At 65.4% G+C, this 19,912-nt stretch carries 18 protein-coding genes; 10 read left to right on the top strand and 8 right to left on the bottom strand.

Going from position 1 to position 19,912, the window contains the following annotated elements; all coding sequences use genetic code 11:
• The first annotated feature begins 121 nt into the window (after positions 1–121).
• The 4 genes from L6D75_RS18530 to L6D75_RS18515 all read left to right on the top strand — a co-directional run bounded on the left by L6D75_RS18530 (position 122) and on the right by L6D75_RS18515 (position 5,260).
• On the top strand, positions 122–2,713 hold the full coding sequence (locus L6D75_RS18530) for a glycosyltransferase (protein WP_176513551.1): 2,592 nt from the start codon (positions 122–124) through the stop codon (positions 2,711–2,713).
• A 188-nt stretch (positions 2,714–2,901) separates the two neighbouring features.
• On the top strand, positions 2,902–4,053 hold the full coding sequence (gene dapE, locus L6D75_RS18525; protein ID WP_176513553.1) for a succinyl-diaminopimelate desuccinylase: 1,152 nt from the start codon (positions 2,902–2,904) through the stop codon (positions 4,051–4,053).
• A complete protein-coding gene (locus tag L6D75_RS18520) occupies positions 4,053–4,865 on the top strand; it encodes a putative RNA methyltransferase (RefSeq protein ID WP_176513555.1) in 813 nt (270 codons plus the stop codon). The genes dapE and L6D75_RS18520 overlap by 1 nt, the downstream gene beginning before the upstream one ends.
• Before the next feature lie 17 nt (positions 4,866–4,882).
• Positions 4,883–5,260 (top strand): hypothetical protein, encoded by a 378-nt coding sequence (locus tag L6D75_RS18515; protein WP_176513557.1) that lies wholly within the window; start codon positions 4,883–4,885, stop codon positions 5,258–5,260.
• A gap of 92 nt (positions 5,261–5,352) precedes the next feature.
• Here L6D75_RS18515 and L6D75_RS18510 read toward each other — a convergent pair whose 3' ends face one another.
• Positions 5,353–5,562, bottom strand: coding sequence for a cold-shock protein (locus L6D75_RS18510; RefSeq protein WP_003252255.1), 210 nt, complete (start codon positions 5,560–5,562; stop codon positions 5,353–5,355).
• A 243-nt stretch (positions 5,563–5,805) separates the two neighbouring features.
• Here L6D75_RS18510 and plsB point away from each other — a divergent pair, with 243 nt between their 5' ends.
• From plsB to L6D75_RS18495, 3 genes are all read left to right on the top strand, one after another.
• Positions 5,806–8,292 (top strand): glycerol-3-phosphate 1-O-acyltransferase PlsB, encoded by a 2,487-nt coding sequence (plsB, locus tag L6D75_RS18505; RefSeq protein ID WP_176513559.1) that lies wholly within the window; start codon positions 5,806–5,808, stop codon positions 8,290–8,292.
• A gap of 78 nt (positions 8,293–8,370) precedes the next feature.
• Entirely contained in the window at positions 8,371–8,769 is a 399-nt protein-coding gene (locus tag L6D75_RS18500; protein ID WP_176513561.1) for a YbaY family lipoprotein, read from the top strand.
• A 33-nt stretch (positions 8,770–8,802) separates the two neighbouring features.
• Positions 8,803–9,489 carry a DUF4197 domain-containing protein gene (locus L6D75_RS18495; protein ID WP_176513563.1) on the top strand — a complete coding sequence of 229 codons (687 nt, stop codon included), beginning with the start codon at positions 8,803–8,805 and terminating at the stop codon, positions 9,487–9,489.
• 122 nt (positions 9,490–9,611) lie between these two features.
• On the opposite strand, the gene L6D75_RS18490 is transcribed toward L6D75_RS18495, so the two are convergent.
• Together L6D75_RS18490 and L6D75_RS18485 are read right to left on the bottom strand one after the other, a co-directional pair.
• On the bottom strand, positions 9,612–12,671 hold the full coding sequence (locus L6D75_RS18490; RefSeq protein WP_176513565.1) for an efflux RND transporter permease subunit: 3,060 nt from the start codon (positions 12,669–12,671) through the stop codon (positions 9,612–9,614).
• 6 nt (positions 12,672–12,677) lie between these two features.
• Complete coding sequence (locus L6D75_RS18485) at positions 12,678–13,778, bottom strand: efflux RND transporter periplasmic adaptor subunit (RefSeq protein ID WP_176513567.1); 1,101 nt, start codon at positions 13,776–13,778, stop codon at positions 12,678–12,680.
• A gap of 170 nt (positions 13,779–13,948) precedes the next feature.
• Here L6D75_RS18485 and L6D75_RS18480 point away from each other — a divergent pair, with 170 nt between their 5' ends.
• Positions 13,949–14,590, top strand: coding sequence for a TetR/AcrR family transcriptional regulator (locus L6D75_RS18480; protein WP_176513700.1), 642 nt, complete (start codon positions 13,949–13,951; stop codon positions 14,588–14,590).
• A gap of 87 nt (positions 14,591–14,677) precedes the next feature.
• Positions 14,678–15,601: an RHS repeat-associated core domain-containing protein gene (locus tag L6D75_RS18475; RefSeq protein ID WP_176513569.1), complete on the top strand. Its 924-nt coding sequence runs from the start codon at positions 14,678–14,680 to the stop codon at positions 15,599–15,601.
• 16 nt (positions 15,602–15,617) lie between these two features.
• On the opposite strand, the gene L6D75_RS18470 is transcribed toward L6D75_RS18475, so the two are convergent.
• Positions 15,618–16,391 carry a class I SAM-dependent methyltransferase gene (locus tag L6D75_RS18470; RefSeq protein WP_176513571.1) on the bottom strand — a complete coding sequence of 258 codons (774 nt, stop codon included), beginning with the start codon at positions 16,389–16,391 and terminating at the stop codon, positions 15,618–15,620.
• A gap of 104 nt (positions 16,392–16,495) precedes the next feature.
• On the opposite strand from L6D75_RS18470, the gene L6D75_RS18465 reads away from it, so the two are divergent.
• On the top strand, positions 16,496–17,116 hold the full coding sequence (locus L6D75_RS18465; RefSeq protein WP_176513573.1) for an energy transducer TonB: 621 nt from the start codon (positions 16,496–16,498) through the stop codon (positions 17,114–17,116).
• A gap of 2 nt (positions 17,117–17,118) precedes the next feature.
• Here L6D75_RS18465 and L6D75_RS18460 read toward each other — a convergent pair whose 3' ends face one another.
• From L6D75_RS18460 to L6D75_RS18445, 4 genes are read right to left on the bottom strand one after another with little or no spacing between them, the layout of a single operon-like run.
• Positions 17,119–17,808, bottom strand: coding sequence for an extensin-like domain-containing protein (locus L6D75_RS18460; protein WP_176513575.1), 690 nt, complete (start codon positions 17,806–17,808; stop codon positions 17,119–17,121).
• Positions 17,809–17,814: 6 nt separating this feature from the next.
• On the bottom strand, positions 17,815–18,645 hold the full coding sequence (locus tag L6D75_RS18455; protein WP_176513577.1) for an isocitrate lyase/PEP mutase family protein: 831 nt from the start codon (positions 18,643–18,645) through the stop codon (positions 17,815–17,817).
• A gap of 30 nt (positions 18,646–18,675) precedes the next feature.
• Positions 18,676–19,545 carry a DUF72 domain-containing protein gene (locus L6D75_RS18450; protein ID WP_176513579.1) on the bottom strand — a complete coding sequence of 290 codons (870 nt, stop codon included), beginning with the start codon at positions 19,543–19,545 and terminating at the stop codon, positions 18,676–18,678.
• A 3-nt stretch (positions 19,546–19,548) separates the two neighbouring features.
• Positions 19,549–19,836, bottom strand: a complete 288-nt coding sequence (locus tag L6D75_RS18445) for a hypothetical protein (protein WP_176513581.1) — start codon at positions 19,834–19,836, stop codon at positions 19,549–19,551.
• Positions 19,837–19,912: the final 76 nt, after the last annotated feature.

Raw genomic sequence — 19,912 nt, 5'->3', positions numbered from 1 at the left:
AGCTCAATGCCGCAAAAATCGGCGCGCATTATAGGCCAGTGGCCGCCTTCAGCTCCATCGTTAGGAAAGAGCCTGCCAATGCTGCTTTAATGTCCTATCACCTGGACAGATTTGGATCACAATGTCTTCACGCAAATTCGGCCTCAACCTGGTCGTGGTGCTGGCCATCGCCGCACTGTTCACCGGGTTCTGGGCCCTGGTCAACCGCCCGGTTTCGGCACCGGCCTGGCCGGAGCAGATCTCCGGTTTCTCGTATTCTCCGTTCCGCCTCGGCGAAAGCCCACAAAAGGGCCAGTACCCCAGCGACGACGAGATGCGCCAGGACCTGGAGCAGATGAACAAGCTGACCGACAGCATTCGTATCTATACGGTCGAAGGCACCCAGGCGGAAATCCCGCGCCTGGCCGAGGAATTCGGCTTGCGCGTGACCCTGGGCATCTGGATCAGCACCGACCTTGAGCGCAACGAGCGCGAAATCGCCAAGGGCATCGAGCTGGCCAATACTTCGCGCAGCGTCGTGCGCGTGGTGGTGGGCAACGAAGCGCTGTTCCGCGAAGAGGTCACCCCCGAGGCGCTGATCCAGTACCTGGACCGGGTGCGTGCCGCGGTCAAGGTGCCGGTCACCACCAGTGAACAATGGCACATCTGGAAAGAACACCCTGAGCTTGCCAAGCACGTCGACCTGATCGCGGCGCACATCCTGCCCTACTGGGAGTTCGTGCCGATGAAGGACTCGGTGCAGTTCGTGCTCGACCGGGCCCGCGAGCTCAAGCACCAGTTCCCGCGCAAGCCCCTGCTGCTGTCGGAAGTCGGCTGGCCGAGCAACGGCCGCATGCGCGGCGGCGCCGATGCCACCCAGGCCGACCAGGCCATCTACCTGCGCACCCTGGTCAACACCCTCAACCGCCGCGGCTACAACTACTTCGTCATCGAAGCCTATGACCAGCCGTGGAAGGCCAGTGACGAAGGCTCGGTAGGTGCGTATTGGGGCGTGTTCAACGCCGAGCGCCAGCAGAAATTCAACTTCGAAGGGCCGGTGGTGGCGATCCCGCAATGGCGCGCCCTGGCGGTAGCCTCGGTGGTGCTGGCGATGATCGCCCTGACCGTGCTGCTGATCGACGGCTCGGCCCTGCGTCAGCGCGGGCGCACCTTCCTCACCTTCATCACCTTCCTCTGTGGGTCGGTGCTGGTGTGGATCGGCTACGACTATAGCCAGCAGTACAGCACCTGGTTCAGCCTCACCGTCGGCGTGCTGCTGGCATTGGGCGCGCTGGGCGTGTTCATCGTGCTGCTGACCGAGGCCCACGAGCTGGCCGAGGCGGTGTGGATCCACAAGCGCCGCCGGGAATTTCTGCCGGTGCAGGGCGACAGCGCCTACCGGCCGAAAGTCTCGGTGCACGTGCCGTGCTACAACGAGCCGCCGGAGATGGTCAAACAGACCCTGGATGCCCTTGCCGCCCTGGACTACCCGGACTACGAAGTGCTGGTGATCGACAACAACACCAAGGACCCGGCCGTGTGGGAGCCGCTCAAGGCCCACTGCGAGAAGCTCGGCGAGCGCTTCAAGTTCTTCCATGTGGCGCCGCTGGCCGGCTTCAAGGGCGGCGCCCTGAACTACCTGATCCCGCACACCGCCAAGGATGCCGAGGTGATCGCGGTGATCGACTCGGACTACTGCGTCGACCGCAACTGGCTCAAGCACATGGTGCCGCACTTCGCCGAACCGAAGATTGCCGTGGTGCAATCGCCGCAGGATTACCGCGACCAGCACGAAAGTGCCTTCAAGAAGCTGTGCTACAGCGAATACAAAGGCTTCTTCCACATCGGCATGGTCACCCGCAACGACCGTGACGCGATCATCCAGCACGGCACCATGACCATGACCCGGCGCACCGTGCTCGAAGAGCTGGGCTGGGCCGAATGGTGCATCTGCGAGGACGCCGAGCTGGGCTTGCGGGTATTCGAGAAAGGCCTGTCGGCCGCCTACGCCCACAACAGCTATGGCAAGGGCCTGATGCCCGACACCTTCATCGACTTCAAGAAGCAGCGCTTCCGCTGGGCCTACGGCGCGATCCAGATCATCAAGCACCACGCCTCGGCCTTGCTGCGCGGCAAGGGCAGCGAGCTGACCCGTGGCCAGCGCTACCACTTCCTGGCCGGCTGGCTGCCGTGGATCGCCGATGGCATGAACATCTTCTTCACCGTCGGCGCCCTGCTGTGGTCGGCGGCGATGATCATCGTGCCGCACCGGGTCGACCCGCCGCTGATGATCTTCGCCATCCCGCCGCTGGCGCTGTTCTTCTTCAAGGTGGGCAAGATCATCTTCCTGTACCGCCGCGCGGTGGGGGTGAACCTCAAGGATGCCTTCGCCGCGGCGCTGGCCGGCCTTGCGCTGTCGCACACCATCGCCAAGGCGGTGCTGTACGGGTTCTTCACCAGCAGCATGCCGTTCTTCCGCACGCCGAAGAATGCCGACAGCCATGGTGTGCTGGTGGCGATTTCCGAAGCGCGCGAAGAGCTGTTCATCATGTTGCTGCTGTGGGGGGCTGCGGCCGGCATTTACCTGGTGCAGGGGCTGCCGAGTTCGGACATGCGCTTCTGGGTGGCGATGTTGCTGGTGCAGTCGCTGCCGTATCTGGCGGCGTTGGTGATGGCGTTGTTGTCGTCGTTGCCAAAGCCTGCGGACAAGCTGGCAGAAACGCAGCAGGCTTGAGATTGTCAGGGGCTGCCTTGCAGCCCAATCGCCGGCAAGCCGGCTCCCACAGGTGCTGCGCAGTTTGTGGGAGCCGGCTTGCCGGCGATTGGGGCGCGCAGCGGCCCCATTGGCCCGTGCCGACGCCCCACGTTTGATATAAGATAACGCCCCTCGTTTTTCCGCCTTGCCTTGCCCCGGAGTCCCCCATGACGGCCCCAGCCGAGCTCTCGCCCACCCTTCAACTGGCCTGCGACCTGATCCGTCGCCCCTCGGTCACCCCCGTCGATGCCGACTGCCAGGCGCAGATGATGCATCGCCTGGGCGCAGTGGGCTTCGCGCTCGAGCCGATGCGCATCGAAGATGTCGACAACTTCTGGGCCATCCACGGCAACCAGGACGGCCCGGTGCTGTGCTTCGCCGGCCACACCGACGTAGTGCCCACCGGCCCCGTGCAGCAGTGGCAGCACGAGCCGTTCGAGGCACTGATCGATGCCGAGGGCATGCTCTGCGGCCGTGGCGCCGCCGACATGAAGGGCAGCCTGGCAAGCATGGTGGTGGCCAGCGAGCGCTTCGTGCAGGACTACCCAAACCACCGCGGCAAGGTCGCCTTCCTGATCACCAGCGACGAAGAAGGCCCGGCCCATCACGGCACCAAGGCCGTGGTCGAGCGCCTGGTCGCGCGCAACGAGCGCCTGGACTGGTGTATCGTCGGCGAGCCGTCGAGCACCCACCTGCTCGGCGACGTGGTCAAGAACGGCCGCCGTGGCTCGCTCGGCGCCAAGCTGACCGTGCGCGGCAAGCAGGGCCATGTGGCCTACCCGCACCTGGCGCGCAACCCGATCCACCTGGCCGCGCCCGCCCTGGCGGAACTGGCTGCCGAGCACTGGGACGAAGGCAATGCGTTCTTCCCCCCCACCAGCTTCCAGATCTCCAACCTCAACTCCGGCACCGGCGCCACCAACGTGGTCCCGGGTGACCTGACCGCGCTGTTCAACTTCCGCTTCTCCACCGAGTCGACCGTCGAAGGCCTGCAGGCGCGGGTCTCGGCGATCCTCGACAAGCACCAGCTGGACTGGTCGATCGACTGGGCCCTGTCGGGCCTGCCGTTCCTCACCGAACCCGGCGAGCTGCTCGACGCGGTTTCGGCCAGCATCAAGGGCGTCACCGGCCGCGACACCCAGCCGTCCACCAGCGGCGGCACCTCCGATGGCCGTTTCATCGCCACCATGGGTACCCAGGTGGTCGAGCTCGGCCCGGTCAACGCCACCATCCACCAGGTCGACGAGCGGATCCTGGCCAGCGACCTCGACTTGCTGACCGAAATCTACTACCAGACCCTGGTCCGGTTGCTCGCCTGATGCTCGCCTGCCCGATCTGCCAGGCCGCCCTCAGCCGCCTCGACAACGGCGTGGTGTGCCCGGCCGGCCACCGCTTCGACCGCGCCCGCCAGGGTTACCTGAACCTGCTGCCGGTGCAGCACAAGAACAGCCGCGACCCTGGCGACAACCAGGCCATGGTCCAGGCGCGCCGCGACTTCCTCGACGCTGGCCACTACGCCCCGGTGGCCCGCCGCCTGGCGCAGCTGGCCGCCGAGCGCCAGCCCGGCGCCTGGCTCGACATCGGCTGCGGCGAAGGCTACTACACCGCGCAGCTCGCCCAGGCCCTGCCAGAGGCCGACGGCTATGCCCTGGACATCTCCCGCGAAGCCGTCAAGCGCGCCTGCCGGCGCGACCCGGCGGTAACCTGGATGGTCGCCAGCATGGCCCGCGTGCCGCTGGCCGATGCCAGCTGCCAGTTCATCGCCAGCGTGTTCAGCCCGCTGGACTGGGACGAGGCCAAGCGCCTGCTCAGCCCGGGCGGCGGCCTGATGCGGGTCGGCCCGACCAGCGGCCACCTGATGGAACTGCGCGAAGTGCTCTACGATGAAGTGCGCCCCTACGCCGACGACAAGCACCTGGCCCTGGTGCCACCAGGCATGGCCCACGCCCACAGCGAAACCCTCGAGTTCCGCCTGAGCCTGGCGGCGCCCAAGGCCCGCGCCGACCTGCTGGCGATGACCCCGCACGGCTGGCGCGCCAGCGCCGAAAAGCGGGCCTTGGTGATCGACCAGCCCGAGCCTTTCGAGGTCACGGTTTCCATGCGTTATGACTATTTCGTGCGCCAAGACTGAGCACACCCGGAGCCCTTATGCGCCAACCTGATATCGAGATCTACCTGAAGGACGCCGACGTCGACCATAAGCAAATTGCCGCGTGGCTGGCCGAGGCGGTCGGCCCGTGCAGCGAATGGCAACAGAAGGGCCAGACCTTCAAATGCCGAGCCGGTAACATTCCGGTCACCTGGTTACCCAAGGCTGTAGGGAAATGGAACAGCCTGTACCTGGAAAGCGACCAGACCCCATGGGCCGATGACATCGCCTGCGCCCGCGCCGCATTCGCCGCACTGGGCGTGGAAGTGCGCTGCGCACCGGGGGGCTGGGTCGAGGAAGATGGGGAAGAAGATGCCGACCGCTGGGTCCGCATCAGCGCCGACGGTGAAGAGGAAATCACCTGGCGCACCTCCTGAGTCACACGCGCTAGGCGTCGAGCGTCAAGAGGCTTCGCATCAAGCTGCAAGTTACACGGTTAACTTGCAGCTCGAGGCTTGTAGCTAGAGGCTCAGAGCCCGACTACGTCTTCGGCTTGCAGGCCTTTCTGGCCCTGCACGCAGGCGTATTCCACCCGCTGCCCTTCGACCAGGGTACGATGCCCCTCACCGCGGATCGCCCGATAGTGGACGAATACATCCGCACCACCTTCGCGCTGAATGAAGCCATAGCCCTTGGCATCGTTGAACCACTTAACATTCCCAGTCTCACGAGACGACATCTGAACTACTCCGGATTTTTATTGTGAAGATCGCCTTGCAGGCACCGGGTCTCCACCCTGTGCCGACACCGCTTGCTGAAATATCCTGCAAGTGGCAGGCCGAGTATATGACACAGAACAAATAAATTTCATGACTGCGGCGGCGCTTGCAGGTTTTTGCTGAACTTGCGCAGATACGGCAGACTAATTAGCTGCAACCGCTGCAAAATCACCACCTGAATACACTCCCAGGGCACACACCCCATGACCCGTTCCCCCCTGCGCCGCCTGATCTTCGGCGCCTTGCGTCGCCTGTTGTACCTGTGGGTGCGCTCCGAGACCATCAACCAGTCGTCGATGAGCCTCAACCTCGATCGCAGCCGGCCGGTGTTCTACGCCCTGCCCTCGCCGTCGCTCAGCGACCTGGCAGTGCTCGATCACGAATGCACCAAGGCGGGGCTACCGCGCCCGGTGCTGCCGGTGGCCGTCGGCTCGCTGCAGGAGCCCGCGGGCTTCTTCTACCTGACCCCCGAGCCGGACTGGCTGGGCCGCCAGGACAAACGCGGCGCGCCGCCCACCCTGGAGCGCGTGGTCGCCGCAGTGAGCCAGCACGCCGAGGAAGATGCGCAAATCATCCCGGTCAGCGTGTTCTGGGGGCAGACACCAGCCAGCGAGTCCAGCCCCTGGAAGCTGCTGTTCGCCGACAGCTGGGCGGTCACCGGGCGCCTGCGCCGCCTGCTGACCATCCTCATCCTCGGGCGCAAGACCCGGGTGCAGTTCTCCGCCCCCATCCATGTGCGCGAGCTGGTGCAGCACAACAAGGGTCACGAACGCACCGTGCGCATGGCCCAGCGCCTAATGCGCGTGCATTTTCGCAACCTCAAGACCGCAGTCATCGGCCCGGACATCTCGCACCGGCGCAACCTGGTCAAGGGCCTGGTGCACGCGCCCCAGGTACGCCAGGCCATCGCCGAGCAGGCCCAGCGCGACAACATGCCCCAGGCCAAGGCCGAAGCCCTGGCGCTGCGCTACGGCAACGAAATCGCCTCGGACTACACCTACACCGCCATCCGTTTCCTCGAAGTGGTGCTGAGCTGGTTCTGGAACAAGATCTACGACGGCATCAAGGTCAACCACATCGAGCAGGTGCAGGGCATCGCCCCGGGCCACGAAGTGATCTACGTGCCCTGCCATCGCAGCCACATCGACTACCTGCTGCTGTCCTACCTGTTGTTCCGCAATGGCCTGACGCCCCCGCACATCGCCGCCGGCATCAACCTCAACATGCCGCTGATCGGCGGCCTGCTGCGCCGCGGCGGCGCCTTCTTCATGCGCCGCACGTTCAAGGGCAACCCGCTGTACACGGCGGTGTTCAACGAGTACCTGCACACCCTCTTCACCAAAGGCTTCCCGGTGGAGTACTTCGTCGAGGGCGGGCGTTCGCGCACCGGGCGCATGCTGCAGCCGCGCACCGGGATGCTGGCGATCACCCTGCGCAGCTTCCTGCGCTCCTCGCGCACGCCGATCGTCTTCGTGCCCGTGTACATCGGCTACGAGCGGGTACTCGAAGGCCGCACCTACCTGGGTGAGCTGCGCGGGGCGAGCAAAAAGAAGGAATCGATCTTCGACATCTTCAAGGTGATCGGCGCATTGAAGCAGCGCTTCGGCCAGGTCTACGTCAACTTCGGCGAACCGATCCGCCTGGCCGGTTTCCTCGACCAGCAGCAACCCGGCTGGCGCGAACAGGACCACGGCCCGCAGTTCCGCCCGGCCTGGCTCAACGAAACCACCAGCCGCCTGGGCGACGCGGTGGCCCGCCACCTGAACGAGGCCGCGGCGGTCAACCCGGTCAACCTGGTGGCCCTGGCGCTGCTGTCCACCAGCCGCCTGGCCCTGGACGAACAGGCCCTGACCCGGGTGCTCGACCTGTACCTGGCGCTGCTGCGCAAGGTGCCTTACTCCGCGCACACCACCTTGCCCGAAGGTGACGGCAAGGCCCTGATCGAGCATGTCAGGGGCATGGACCTGCTGGCCGAGCAGAACGACGCCCTGGGCCGCATCCTCTACCTGGATGAAGCCAACGCGGTGCTGATGACCTATTACCGCAACAACGTGCTGCACATCTTCGCCCTGCCAGCTCTGCTGGCGAGCTTCTTCCACAGCAGCTCGCGGATGAGCCGCGAACTGCTCGGCCAGTACGTGCACGCGCTGTACCCGTACCTGCAGGCCGAGCTGTTCCTGCGCTGGCAGCCCGAGCAACTGGACGAGGTGATCGACCAGTGGCTGGCCGCGCTGGTCGAACAGGGCCTGCTGCGCCAGGAGGGCGACATGTTCGTTCGCCCGGCACCGAGTTCGCGCCAGTTCGTCCTGCTGACCCTGCTCGCCCGCACCATCACCCAGACCTTGCAGCGCTTCTACATGGCCACTTCGCTGCTGCTCAACAGCGGCCAGCACAGCCTCAGTGCCGAAGCGCTGGAAGACCTCTGCGTGATGATGGCCCAGCGCCTGTCGATCCTGCATGGCCTGAACGCCCCGGAGTTCTTCGACAAGGCGCTGTTCCGCCACTTCATCCAGACCTTGATCGAGCAAGGCGTGCTGCGCCCAGGCACGGACGGCAAGCTCGGCTACCACGAAAAGCTCGGCGAACTGGCCGAGGGCGTGGCCAAGCGCGTGCTGTCGGCCGAACTGCGCCTGTCGATCCGGCAAGTGGCCCTGCACCGCGAGGATGCGTTGGAAACTTCCATCCTCTGATGGCTTCATCCGTGGGAAAAATCCGCTAAAGTCCCTGGGGTTGGCCAAAAGCCAACCCCAAAGGACCACGGAGATTCCATGAAAAAGCTCTTTATGCTGTGTTGCGCATCCTTGCTCGCAGCCTGTTCCAGCCATACCCCATCGACCCAGGCCAGCCTGGACGGTGAAGTCTTCTACCTGCAGCGCATCGCCCTGCCGCCAGCCGCGACCTTGAGCGTGAGCCTGCAGGACGTGTCGCTGATGGACGCCCCCGCCGTGACCCTGGCCAGCCAGGCCGGCCCGGTCAAAGGCAACGTGCCGCTGCCCTTCCACCTCAGCTATGACCCGGCCCAGATCAAGCCCGGCCACCGCTATGCGGTCAGCGCCCGCATCGAACTGGACGGCAAGTTGCTGTTCATCAATACCGAACACCACGGCGTCAAGCTCGACGGCAGCGACTCGCAGCCTGTGCGGATCAAGGTCGATCCGGTGCGCTGACGCGCTTTTGTTATCGTTTAGAAGGAACGCTTCATGATTCGCACTTCCCTGCGCTTCTCCGCGCTGTGCGCCGGCCTGCTGCTGTCGGCCAGCGCCCTGGCCCTGTCGCTTGGCGACCTGAGCCAGAAAGACGCCACCGGCGGCCTGAAGGACGCCCTCACCCAAGGCGCCCAGCTGGCCGTCAAGCAACTGAGCACCCCCGGTGGTTTCAACGACAACCCGCAGGTGCGCATCGAGCTGCCGGGCAACCTCGGCAAGGCTGCCAAGGCCATGAAGATGTTCGGCAAGGGTGACCAGGTCGACGCCCTGGAAACCAGCATGAACAAGGCCGCCGAAGCCGCCGTGCCGCAAGCCCAGGCAATCCTGGTGGATGCGGTGAAGAACATGAGCGTCAGCGACGCCAAGGGCATTCTCAGCGGCGGCGACGAGTCGGCCACCCAGTACCTGAACAAGAGCAGCCGCGAGCAGATTCGCGCCAAGTTCCTGCCCATCGTCAAGCAGGCCACCGACAAGGTCGGCCTGGCCCAGCAGTACAACAGCTTTGCCGGCCAGGCCAAGGGCCTTGGGCTGATCAAGAATGACGCCAACATCGAGAACTACGTGACCGAAAAGGCCCTGGACGGGCTGTTCGAGATGATTGGCAAACAGGAGCAGAGCATTCGCCAGAACCCGGCTCAGGCGGCTACCAGCCTTGCCAAGAAGGTGTTTGGCGCGCTTTGAAGAACTGCTGGGGGCGCTCTGCGCCCCTTTCGCGACACAAGGCCGCTCCTACAGGGGTATGCGATCTCCTGTAGGAGCGGCCTTGTGTCGCGAAAGGAGGGCAAAGCCCTCCCCTGCGATCTTCAACCCTTCCTGACCCTGAACCAAGCCGCATACAGCGCCGGCAAGAACAGCAAGGTCAACGCCGTGGCCACGATCAACCCGCCCATGATCGCCACCGCCATCGGCCCATAGAACACACTCCTGGACAACGGAATCATCGCCAGCACCGCCGCCAGCGCGGTCAGCACGATCGGCCGGAAGCGCCGCACCGTGGCCTCGATGATCGCCTGCCAGCGGTCCATCCCTGACGCAATATCCTGCTCGATCTGGTCCACCAGGATCACCGAGTTGCGCATGATCATCCCCGCCAAGGCGATGGTCCCGAGCATGGCGACGAACCCGAACGGCTGGCGGAACACCAGCAGGAACAAGGTCACGCCAATCAGCCCCAGGGGCGCGGTGAGGAACACCATCACCGTGCGCGAGAAGCTGCGCAGCTGGATCATCAGCAAGCTGAGCACCACCACGATGAACAGCGGCATGCCGGCATTCACCGAGCGCTGCCCGCGCTCGGAGTCCTCGACCGTGCCGCCCACCTCCAGCAGGTAGCCATCGGGCAGCTTGTCCTTGATCGCCTGCAAGGTCGGGGCAATCTGCTTGACCACGCTCGCAGGCTGTTCCTTGTCGTAGATATCGGCGCGCACGGTCACCGTCGGCAGGCGGTTGCGGTGCCAGATGATGCCTTCCTCGAAGCCGTATTCCAGGGTCGCCACCTGCGACAGCGCCACGCTCTGGCCGTTGTCGGTGGGCAACGCCAGGCTGCCGAGGTTGCCCAGCTCGTTGCGCTCGCGCGGGGTGCCGCGCAAAAGGATCTCGATCAGCTCGTTGTCCTCGCGGTACTGGCTGACGGTGGTGCCGGTCAGCGAGCTCTGCAGGAAGCTCGCCAGCCTGGAGGTACTCACGCCCAGGGCACGCGCGCGGTCCTGGTCGATTTCCAGGAACACCGCCTTGCTCGGTTCTTCCCAGTCCAGGTGCACGTTCACCACATGCGGGTTCTCGCGCACCTTGTCGGCCACCTCGCGGGCCAGCGCGCGGGCCTTCTCGATATGCTCGCCGGTGACCCGGAACTGCACCGGGTAACCCACCGGCGGGCCGTTTTCCAGGCGCGTGACGCGGGCACGCAGGTCGGGGAACTGCTGGTCGACGGTGTCGATCAGCCAGCTGCGCAGGCGTTCGCGGTCGTCCATCGACTTGGCCAGCACCACGAACTGGGCAAAGCTTGCGGCCGGCAGTTGCTGGTCCAGCGGCAGGTAGAAGCGCGGCGAGCCGGTGCCCACGTAGGCCACATAGTTGTCGATGCCATCCTGCTGCCTGAGCAGCGCCTCCAGTTGCTTGACCCGCTCGGTGGTGTTGGCCAGCGACGCGCCTTCGGCCAGCTTCAGGTCGACCATCAGCTCAGGGCGCCCGGAGGCCGGGAAGAACTGCTGGGGCACGAAGCGGAACAGCAGGATGCTGCCGATGAAGGCGGCGATGGTCAGCAGGATGACCGTCTTGCGCCGCCGCACGCACCACTCCACCACGCGCCGCACGCGCTGGTAGAACGGCGTGCCATAAGGGTCTGGCGCGCCGCTGCCGTGGCGCGCCGCATGCAGCTTGGCCAGGTCTGGCAGCAGCCGTTCGCCCAGGTACGGCACGAACACCACGGCCGCAACCCACGAGGTCAGCAGCGCGATGGTCACCACCTGGAAGATCGAGCGGGTGTATTCACCGGTACTGGATGCGGCGGTGGCGATGGGCAGGAAGCCGGCGGCCGTGATCAGCGTGCCGGTCAGCATTGGGAATGCCGTGCTGGTCCAGGCGTAACTGGCCGCCTTGAAGCGGTCGAAGCCCTGCTCCATCTTGATCGCCATCATTTCCACGGCGATGATCGCGTCGTCCACCAGCAAGCCCAGGGCCAGCACCAGCGCCCCGAGCGAGATCTTGTGCAGGCCGATGCCGAAGTAATGCATGGCGGCAAAGGTCATGGCCAGCACCAGGGGGATGGCCAAGGCCACCACCAGGCCGGTGCGCAGGCCCAGCGAGAAGAAGCTCACCAGCAGCACGATTACCAGCGCCTCGACCAGCACCTGGACGAACTCGCCCACCCCGGCCTTGACCGCGGCGGGCTGGTCGGAGACCTTGCGCAGCTCCATGCCGGCCGGCAGGTTGCGCGCCAGGCGTTCGAACTCGCCCTCCAGAGCCTTGCCCAGCACCAGGATGTCGCCGCCATCTTTCATCGACACCGCCAGGCCGATGGCGTCCTCGCCCATGAAGCGCATGCGCGGCGCGGGTGGGTCGTTGAAGCCGCGGTGCACGTCGGCCACATCACCGATGCGGAACGTGCGGTCACCCACGCGAATGGGGAACTGGCGAATCTGCTCGACACTGTCGAAGCGCCCGCTGACCCGCAACTGCAGGCGCTCGCTCGGGGTCTCGAAGAAGCCCGCGGTGCTTACCGCGTTCTGCTCGCGCAGCGCTTGCTGCACGGCCTCCAGCGGCACGCCGAGGGTCGCCAGCTTGAGGTTGGAGAGCTCGATCCAGATCTTCTCGTCCTGCAGCCCGAGCAGCTCGACCTTGCCCACATCCTTGACCCGCTGCAGCTGGATCTGGATGCGGTCGGCATAGTCCTTGAGCACCGCATAGTCGAAGCCGGCGCCGGTCAGGGCGTAGATATTGCCGAAGGTGGTGCCGAACTCGTCGTTGAAGAACGGCCCCTGGATCTCTGGCGGCAGGGTGTGGCGAATGTCCGCGACTTTCTTGCGGATCTGGTACCACAACTCGGGAATGTCCTTGGAGTGCAACGAATCGCGGGCCATGAAGGTGACCTGGGACTCGCCCGGCCGGGAGAACGAGACGATCTTCTCGTACTCGCCGGTTTCCATCAGCTTCTTCTCGATGCGCTCGGTGACCTGGCGCGACACTTCCTCGGCCGTGGCACCGGGCCACAGGGTGCGGATGACCATGGCCTTGAAGGTGAACGGCGGGTCTTCGCTCTGGCCCAGCTTGGTGTAGGACATGGCGCCAATGGCAGCCAGCAGGATCATCAGGAACAGTACGATCTGGCGATTGCGCAGCGCCCAGGCGGAAAGGTTGAAACCCATCGGGACTTACTCCTTGGCCGTCAGGTTCACCACACGGTTGGTGCGATCCACAGGTCGCACCTCCTGCCCTTCGCGCAGCACGTGGCCGCCGGCGGCGACCACCCAGTCGCCGGGTTTGAGGCCTTCGAGCACCGGCACGCTGTCTGTGCCGTAAGGCCCGAGGCGCACCATGGCGCGCTCCAGGCGGCTGTCCTGGTTGACCCGCCAGACATAGGCCTGGCCGCTTTCTGCCGTCACTGCCGACAACGGCACCGCCAGCGGGATCACCCCGTCATGGGCGATGAACACCCGCGCGCTCTGGCCAAGCTCGGCCGGCGCCTTGGCCGAGGTGAAGGCGATGCGCGCGGCGAAGGTGCGCGAACGCGGGTCGGCAGCAGGCGACAACTCGCGGATACGCCCGTCGAAACGCTGGTTGGGGTGCGACCACAATTCCACGCTGACCGGCTGGCCCACGGCGAAGCGGGCGAACTGCTGCTCCGGCAGGCCGATGGCGACCTCGCGCTCGCCGTCGGCGGCCAGGGTGAACACCGTTTGCCCGGCCGCCACCACCTGGCCGACCTCGACCTGGCGCTTGGCGATGACCCCGGCCTGCGGGGCACGCAACACGGCGTACTCGGCCTGGTTGCCGGCCACGTCGAACTCGGCCTTGGCCTGCTTCAGGCGGGCCAGGCCGGCGCGGTAGAGGTTTTCGGCATTGTCGTACTGGGAGTGGCTGACCATCTGCCGCTCCAGCAGCTTCTGGTAGCGGTCACGCTCGGCGCGCACCAGCGCCAGGTTGGCTTCGGCGGCGGCCATCTGGGCGCGGTTGGCTTCCAGCTGCAGGCGCACGTCCTGGGGGTCGAGCTCGGCCAGCGGCTGCTCGGCCTTGACCCGCTGCCCTTCCTCCACCAGCCGTTTGCTCACCTTGCCGCCAATGCGAAAGGCCAGCTCCGGCTCGAAGCGCGCGCGCACTTCCCCGGGGTAGCTGTCGGCGGCGGCTTCGGCAGGCTGTGGCTGGACCACCAGGGCCGGGCGCGGCGCGGCGGGCGCGGCAGCCTCCTGGCCACAGGCCGCGAGCAGCAGGGCGGCGGCAGCGGGCAACGCAAGGGACAAGGCATGACGCAACATGATGAATCCTTTCGCGACGGGCGCATCGAATATTTATACTAGCGAGTATATTAAGTCAGGGAACCGAGGCCGGGAAGCCAGCGTCGGAAAGAAAATCAACATTAACGATTGGTCGCCCACCTACAGCCGCCAGCACGCTTAGCCGGTAAGATGTGCGCCCCTTCAACCAGATGCGGACTCCAATGCCCAACGACGCACCCATCGGCCCAGGCCGGCCCAAGGACCTCGCCAAACGCGAGGCGATCCTCGAAGCCGCCAAGACCCTGTTCCTCAGCCTTGGCTATGCCAACACCAGCATGGATGCGGTCGCGGCGGCGGCAGGTGTTTCGAAGCTCACCGTCTACAGCCACTTCACCGACAAGCAGACCCTGTTCGGTTCGGCGGTCATGGCCACTTGCCAGAACCAGCTGCCCGACCTGATCTTCGAGTACCCCGAGGGTGCGGCCGTAGAGGATGTGCTACTGAACATCGCCAGGGGCTTCCAGGCCCTGATCAGCAGCGACGAGGCGGTCAAGCTGAGCCGCTTGATCATGGCCCAGGGCAGCCAGGACCCAAGCTTTGGCGAGTTCTTCTACGAAGCCGGGCCCAAGCGCGTGCTGGCAGGGATGGAAGCGTTGCTGCGCGGGGTGGACGAGCGCAAGTTGCTGTGCATCGACAATCCGCTGCGCGCAGCGGAGCACTTCTTCTGCCTGATCAAGGGCGCGCCGGATTATCGTTTGCTGCTGGGGTGCGCAAAGCCGTTGCAAGGGGATGAGGCCGAGGCACATGTGCGGGAAGTGGTGGGGGTGTTCGTGCGGGCGTTCCGGCCCTGAGGCACTGGCCTGGTAATTTTGCCAGTAGCCGGCCTTGCGCTCTGCCAGCAAGCTCATATCCCATTCATTGAGATGAGGGCGGCTACCATGGCAGTAACAGCACAGCAGTATTTCTACAGGGGCAACAAACTGGCGACGTTGCGCACCGGCGCAGCCCAGCACACCATCGTCAGCGCCAACAACCTGAACCTGGGCGAAACGACAATGGCGACTGCGCAAACGCGACTGCTGGCCACCGATGCGCAGGATTCGACTGTCATCAGTGAGTTGGAAAGCCAGGCCAGCATTGCCTACAGCCCCTACGGCCATGACAGTTGCCCACCCACAAGCCTGGTACTGTCCCGATTCACCGGGCAGAGCTGGTTACCCTCGGCAATTGGCTACATGCTGGGTAATGGCCACCGCCTGTTCAACCCAGGATTGATGCGGTTTTACAGCGCAGACGGCTTGTCGCCTTTTGGCCAGGGGGGGCTCAATGCCTATGCTTATTGCGCCAATGACCCCATCAACCGATCGGACCCCAGCGGCAAAAGCTTCATAAAACGGATAACCCGCCAGTACTCATATGCTGTGCTGGCTCCCCGTTTGAACAACGAGGCGCAGTCATTTTCAGCCAATGAATACAAGGCGTTGGGCAAATCGCTCGAAAAGCGCCATCAACAAAACCTGCGTCAGGTGTCTAGCGCTCTAGATCCACATTCGGCGATTGGCAAACGTGTCATTCAAAATGACCGTACACACACAAAACAATCCCTACAGTATCTACGACTGACACAGGGCTCCGACGGTCGCTACGGCTTCCCGGATGCTCGGGAGCAACATCGGGACTTTCTGGGCAAGAGCGACCCTGCGATCGCCAATACGCCCGCCTCACCGTCTGCGCGCCGGCGAGCATCCGTAGACTCGGTGAACACTTACGGCCCAACAGTCGCAAGCGCAGCAGAATCGAGGCAGATCGAAGAGGGCTTGGATGGGCTACTTGCCAGACTCCTAGCTCTGCGCGATAGCTGAGCGGTCAGGCCTGTCATCATTTCAACGCCTTCTTCGGGTAAATGTCATACCGGCTCGACTTGCCTTCCAGGCTATGGCTGGGCTTGGGTCCATCAATGATCGGCGCCTTGCGCGGGCGCTTAACCACTACGCGGTGGCTGGCCAGCGCCAGCGCCGCCTCAAGCAGCGCCGGCGCATCCAGGTCATCACCGACCAAGGGCCGGAACACGCGCATTTCCTTCTTCACCAGCGCGCTCTTGTCGCGGTGCGGGAACATCGGGTCGAGATAGATCACCTGCGGCGCCTCCCCTTCCCAGCTGCGCATGCGCTCGATGGCATTGCCGGTCAGCAGGCGCATGCGGCCCACGATCGGGCCAACGTCATCATCCGAGCGGGCGCGCGCCAGGCCATCTTCGAGCAAGGCGGCAATCAGCGGCTGGCGTTCGATCAACGTCATCTGGCAACCCAGGCTGGCCAGCACGAAGGCATCCTTGCCCAGCCCTGCCGTGGCATCGAGCACTTGCGGTCGCACGCCCTGGGAAATGCCCACGGCCTTGGCGATCATCTGCCCGTTGCCACCGCCGAACTGGCGCCGATGCGCGGCCTGGCCTTCGACGAAGTCCACCCGCACCGGCCCCGGCGCCTGCGGGCCGAGTTGCTGGATCTGCAAGCCTTCGGCGCCCACCTGCACGGCGAAGCCGGCAGCCTCGTCCTGCAGCGGCAAGCCCAGGCGCTCGGCCCACGCCGCAGCCTGTTGCGCATAGTCGGCCGACATCGCCTCGACCCTGATACCCGTGCCTTGCTCTTCCATCGTTCACACCCAAAAAAACCAACCAAGCCCTTAATGAATCGGCCACCTCGGCCGATACAGGCAATATCCCGCTATTCTGCCAGAGCACAACGCGCGCGACTGCCATGACAGATACTCTTCCCATCGGCTTGACCTACTTGTCGCCTGTCGGCAACTACGGTCGGCAGAATACCCAGGCACTCGGGGGCGTCAGCCACCTGTGGCAGGATTTCTTCGCCCGCGCCATGGCCGAGCAGCAAGCGGAACAACCCGACACCTTCAGCCAGGCACTGGTGCAGTACGACCAGCACAGCGGCGAGCCGATCGGCGGGGCCAAGGCCCTGGCGCTGATCGATGCCCAGCGCGCCTGCCCCGTGCAGGACACCATCATTGCCCCGCCCGAGCCGCTGTTCCTGCCCAAGGCCGAACTCGAAGCCAACCTGCTGGAGCCGGCCCCCGAGCCGTTCAGCGCTGCCGAGATGATCCAGCAACAGCGCCAGCTCGACCTCAGCAACAGCTGGCTGCGCCCTGTGGTGATGAGCCAGGGCCACCCTCTCGGGCAACCTGGCCCGGCACCGTCGCCGCGCCCGCTGCACCTGCCGATCGCCGAATTCGAGATGAACCTGCTGGACCCGGCGCCCGAGCCCTATGCGCCGGCCACCTTGGCCCAGCAGCAGAACGACCTGGAATTCGACACCCACTGGGCACGCCCGGTAGTGCTGAACAACGTTCGCGTCCACGCCTGAAATCAGCGGCAGACCTGCCAGCGCCCCATGTCCAGGTGAAAGTGGTTGTGGTGGGCAGCGTTGTAGTCCGGGCCCAGTACCGCGCTGAAGCTTTCGCACGCCGCCTGTTGCACTTCGCGCAGGAACTGCGCCTTCTGCCCACCCGCCTGCCAGTCCCGCGCCAGCAGGATGCGCTCGCCGCTCTGCAGGCGAAAGCCGCTGATGTCCAGGGCATTGGCCGTGGCGTGCTGGCTCAAGCGCCCCTGCTTGCGGTGATAGACGTTGCGACAGGCAAAACTGCCCAGGTGCTCGACCTGCGCCACGGGCTGGCCGAACACCCGCTGCGCCGCCGGTTGCAGGCCATGCACTTCGAACAATGCATACGCCACCGCCAGCGGGCAGCTGGCAAGAAAGCTGCTGCTCAGCCGCGCCTGCCCTTGCTCGATACGCCACACATTGCGCAGTGGGCAGCTGGCGGTGGCCGGGCTATCGGCCTGCGCCTTGTAGCGCAGCTCGCTGGTTTGCAGGGCCTGGCGGCACAAGGCCGGGTCGTCGCGCAGGCGTGAGAGCTTGAAGGGCGTGAGCAGGTTCGGCGGCTGGCGCACGTCCAGCACTGCCCACGGGTTCCAGGGGTCCGGCAGGCGCCCGCCGTACTGCCAGGCCAGGCCCGCCGCGATCAGCAGCAGGCCGCATAACCAGGCCAGTGCGCGCACGCCACCTCAGCGGCGGAACAGGTCGTTGAGCTCGGCGAAGGGCAGCGCCTGCTCGCCATAGCTGAACGTGCCCTGATCACGAATCTCCAGCGCCGCACGCTGCAGCGCCCCGAGCGCCGCGCGGGCCAGCGACGAACCTACGCTGATGCGGCGCACGCCCAGGTCCTGCAGCTGGTTGACGCTCAGCGGCACCCCGGCCAGGCCCATCAGCACGTTCACAGGCTTCGGCGCCACGGCCTGCACCACCGCGCGAATTTCATCGACGCTGCGCAGCCCTGGGGCATACAGCACATCGGCGCCCGCCTCGGCGTAGGCCTGCAGGCGCAGGATGGTGTCGTCCAGGTCCATGCGCCCGTGCAGCAGGTTTTCTGCGCGGGCACACACGGTAAACGGGAAAGGCAAGCCGCGCGCGGCCTGCACGGCGGCGCGCACGCGCTCCACGGCCAGGCCGAAGTCATAGATCGGCGCATCGCTGCGGCCGCTGGCGTCTTCGATCGAGCCACCCACCAGGCCAGCTTCGGCGGCCCGCAGGATGGTCTGGGCGCATTCTTCAGGGAGGTCGCCAAAGCCGTTTTCCAGGTCGGCGGCCACCGGCAGGGCCGTGGCGTCGACGATATGCCCGGCATTGTCGAGCGTCTCATCGAGGCTCAAGGCCCCCTCGGCATCCGGCCGCCCGAGGCCGAAGGCAAGGCCGGCACTGGTCGTGGCCAGCGCTTCGAAGCCCAGGCTTGCCAGGAGCTTGGCGGAGCCGGCATCCCAAGGGTTGGGGATGACGAAGGCGCCATCACGCTCGTGCAGCGCCTTGAAGGCTTCGGCACGCAGGGTTTGTACATCCATGGTCACAACCTCCGGGTGGTCGGGGAAAAGTCAGAGTAGTCCCAGTTGTTCGACCTCGGGAGCGCGCGGCAATTCCGGCAATGCTGCCAGGCCAGGCAGGCGCGCCATCAGCCGCTGGTGGAAGCGCTGGGCCAGCGCGGCCGCCAGGCGGTTGTCGGAAGTGTGCAGGAAGATGTAGGGGCTGCGGCCTTCTTCTATCCAGCCCGCGATCTTTTCCACCCAGGGCGTGAGAAAAGGCTCGTTGGCTTCGAGCTCGGGATGGCCGATGAAGCGCACCTGCGGGTGCTGGCTGAACGCCGCAGGGCGCGGCGGCACCTTGGGTTTCTTGGCTTGCGCGTCGAGCACGGCGGCCTCGCGCGAGGTGCAGCTGAACAGGGCGCGTGGGTCCAGGCAGATGCGCTCCACGCCGCGCTCGCGCAGCAGGCGGTTGAGCAACCGCTCTTCCTCCCCCTTGGCGAAGAACGCCGGGTGGCGCACTTCGACCGCCACTGGCACGCCGACTTCATCGAGAAACTGGCTCAGTTCGGCCAGGCGCGGCGGGCCGAACTGGGCGGGCAACTGCAACCAGTAGGGTGAAACACGCGGGCCCAGCGGCGCCAACAGCCGGGTGAACTCGCACGCCGCTTCCAGGCGCTCGCGCAGGTCGCCTTCATGGCTGACATCACGGGGAAACTTGGCAGTGAAGCGAAAGTGCGCGGGCATCGCCTGCGCCCAGCGCGCAACGGTGCCAGGTGCAGGGCGGGCGTAGAAGGTGGTGTTGCCCTCGACCGCATTGAACACCTGGCTGTACAGGCCAAGGTATTGCGAGGTGCGGGCGTCAGCGGGATACAGGTACTCGCGCCAGGCGTTTTCACTCCATGACGGGCAACCGAGAAAGTAAGGCAGGTGGGATGGACTCATCCCTCAAATGTACAGGTCGAGCCCCATGACTTCCATGTCCCAGTCGGTAAAGCCGGCCGTGCTCAGGTAGCTGGCCAGCGCCGTGGCAGTGCGCCGATCGCGGGCGCGGGGGAAGACCATGTCTTGCGGGCGGGCCGGCAGGCCACCGGGGCGGCGGCGTGGTGCCGCCTCTTGAACCACTTCGCCCTCTTCGACCAGCTCGGCATCGTCGATGGCTTCATCGCGCACTGCCGCTTTGCGCGGGGCGCGCTTGACCGGGTAGGACTGCGATGAGAAACCGTCGATACGCATGAAGTGAGCACTCAGGACCAATGATGGCAATTTAGCAGCATCAGAGTTCCGTCGCTAATGCTCGAGTGATAACTGG

It is taken from the genome of Pseudomonas faucium (genome assembly GCF_021602585.1).
Classification (GTDB): Bacteria; Pseudomonadota; Gammaproteobacteria; order Pseudomonadales; family Pseudomonadaceae; genus Aquipseudomonas; species Aquipseudomonas faucium.
This window is presented reverse-complemented; position numbering and strand designations above follow the sequence as displayed.

What these genes read in the sequence shown, in the direction of transcription:
- L6D75_RS18530 (WP_176513551.1), top strand. Translation starts at nt 122, where the DNA reads ATGTCTTCACGCAAATTCGGCCTCAACCTGGTCGTGGTGCTGGCCATC.
- L6D75_RS18480 (WP_176513700.1), top strand. Translation starts at nt 13,949, where the DNA reads ATGCGGACTCCAATGCCCAACGACGCACCCATCGGCCCAGGCCGGCCC.
- plsB (WP_176513559.1), top strand. Translation starts at nt 5,806, where the DNA reads ATGACCCGTTCCCCCCTGCGCCGCCTGATCTTCGGCGCCTTGCGTCGC.
- L6D75_RS18515 (WP_176513557.1), top strand. Translation starts at nt 4,883, where the DNA reads ATGCGCCAACCTGATATCGAGATCTACCTGAAGGACGCCGACGTCGAC.
- L6D75_RS18475 (WP_176513569.1), top strand. Translation starts at nt 14,678, where the DNA reads ATGGCAGTAACAGCACAGCAGTATTTCTACAGGGGCAACAAACTGGCG.
- L6D75_RS18465 (WP_176513573.1), top strand. Translation starts at nt 16,496, where the DNA reads ATGACAGATACTCTTCCCATCGGCTTGACCTACTTGTCGCCTGTCGGC.
- L6D75_RS18445 (WP_176513581.1), bottom strand. Translation starts at nt 19,836, where the DNA reads ATGCGTATCGACGGTTTCTCATCGCAGTCCTACCCGGTCAAGCGCGCC.
- L6D75_RS18455 (WP_176513577.1), bottom strand. Translation starts at nt 18,645, where the DNA reads ATGGATGTACAAACCCTGCGTGCCGAAGCCTTCAAGGCGCTGCACGAG.
- L6D75_RS18500 (WP_176513561.1), top strand. Translation starts at nt 8,371, where the DNA reads ATGAAAAAGCTCTTTATGCTGTGTTGCGCATCCTTGCTCGCAGCCTGT.
- L6D75_RS18520 (WP_176513555.1), top strand. Translation starts at nt 4,053, where the DNA reads ATGCTCGCCTGCCCGATCTGCCAGGCCGCCCTCAGCCGCCTCGACAAC.
- L6D75_RS18450 (WP_176513579.1), bottom strand. Translation starts at nt 19,545, where the DNA reads ATGAGTCCATCCCACCTGCCTTACTTTCTCGGTTGCCCGTCATGGAGT.
- L6D75_RS18510 (WP_003252255.1), bottom strand. Translation starts at nt 5,562, where the DNA reads ATGTCGTCTCGTGAGACTGGGAATGTTAAGTGGTTCAACGATGCCAAG.
- dapE (WP_176513553.1), top strand. Translation starts at nt 2,902, where the DNA reads ATGACGGCCCCAGCCGAGCTCTCGCCCACCCTTCAACTGGCCTGCGAC.
- L6D75_RS18495 (WP_176513563.1), top strand. Translation starts at nt 8,803, where the DNA reads ATGATTCGCACTTCCCTGCGCTTCTCCGCGCTGTGCGCCGGCCTGCTG.
- L6D75_RS18490 (WP_176513565.1), bottom strand. Translation starts at nt 12,671, where the DNA reads ATGGGTTTCAACCTTTCCGCCTGGGCGCTGCGCAATCGCCAGATCGTA.
- L6D75_RS18485 (WP_176513567.1), bottom strand. Translation starts at nt 13,778, where the DNA reads ATGTTGCGTCATGCCTTGTCCCTTGCGTTGCCCGCTGCCGCCGCCCTG.
- L6D75_RS18470 (WP_176513571.1), bottom strand. Translation starts at nt 16,391, where the DNA reads ATGGAAGAGCAAGGCACGGGTATCAGGGTCGAGGCGATGTCGGCCGAC.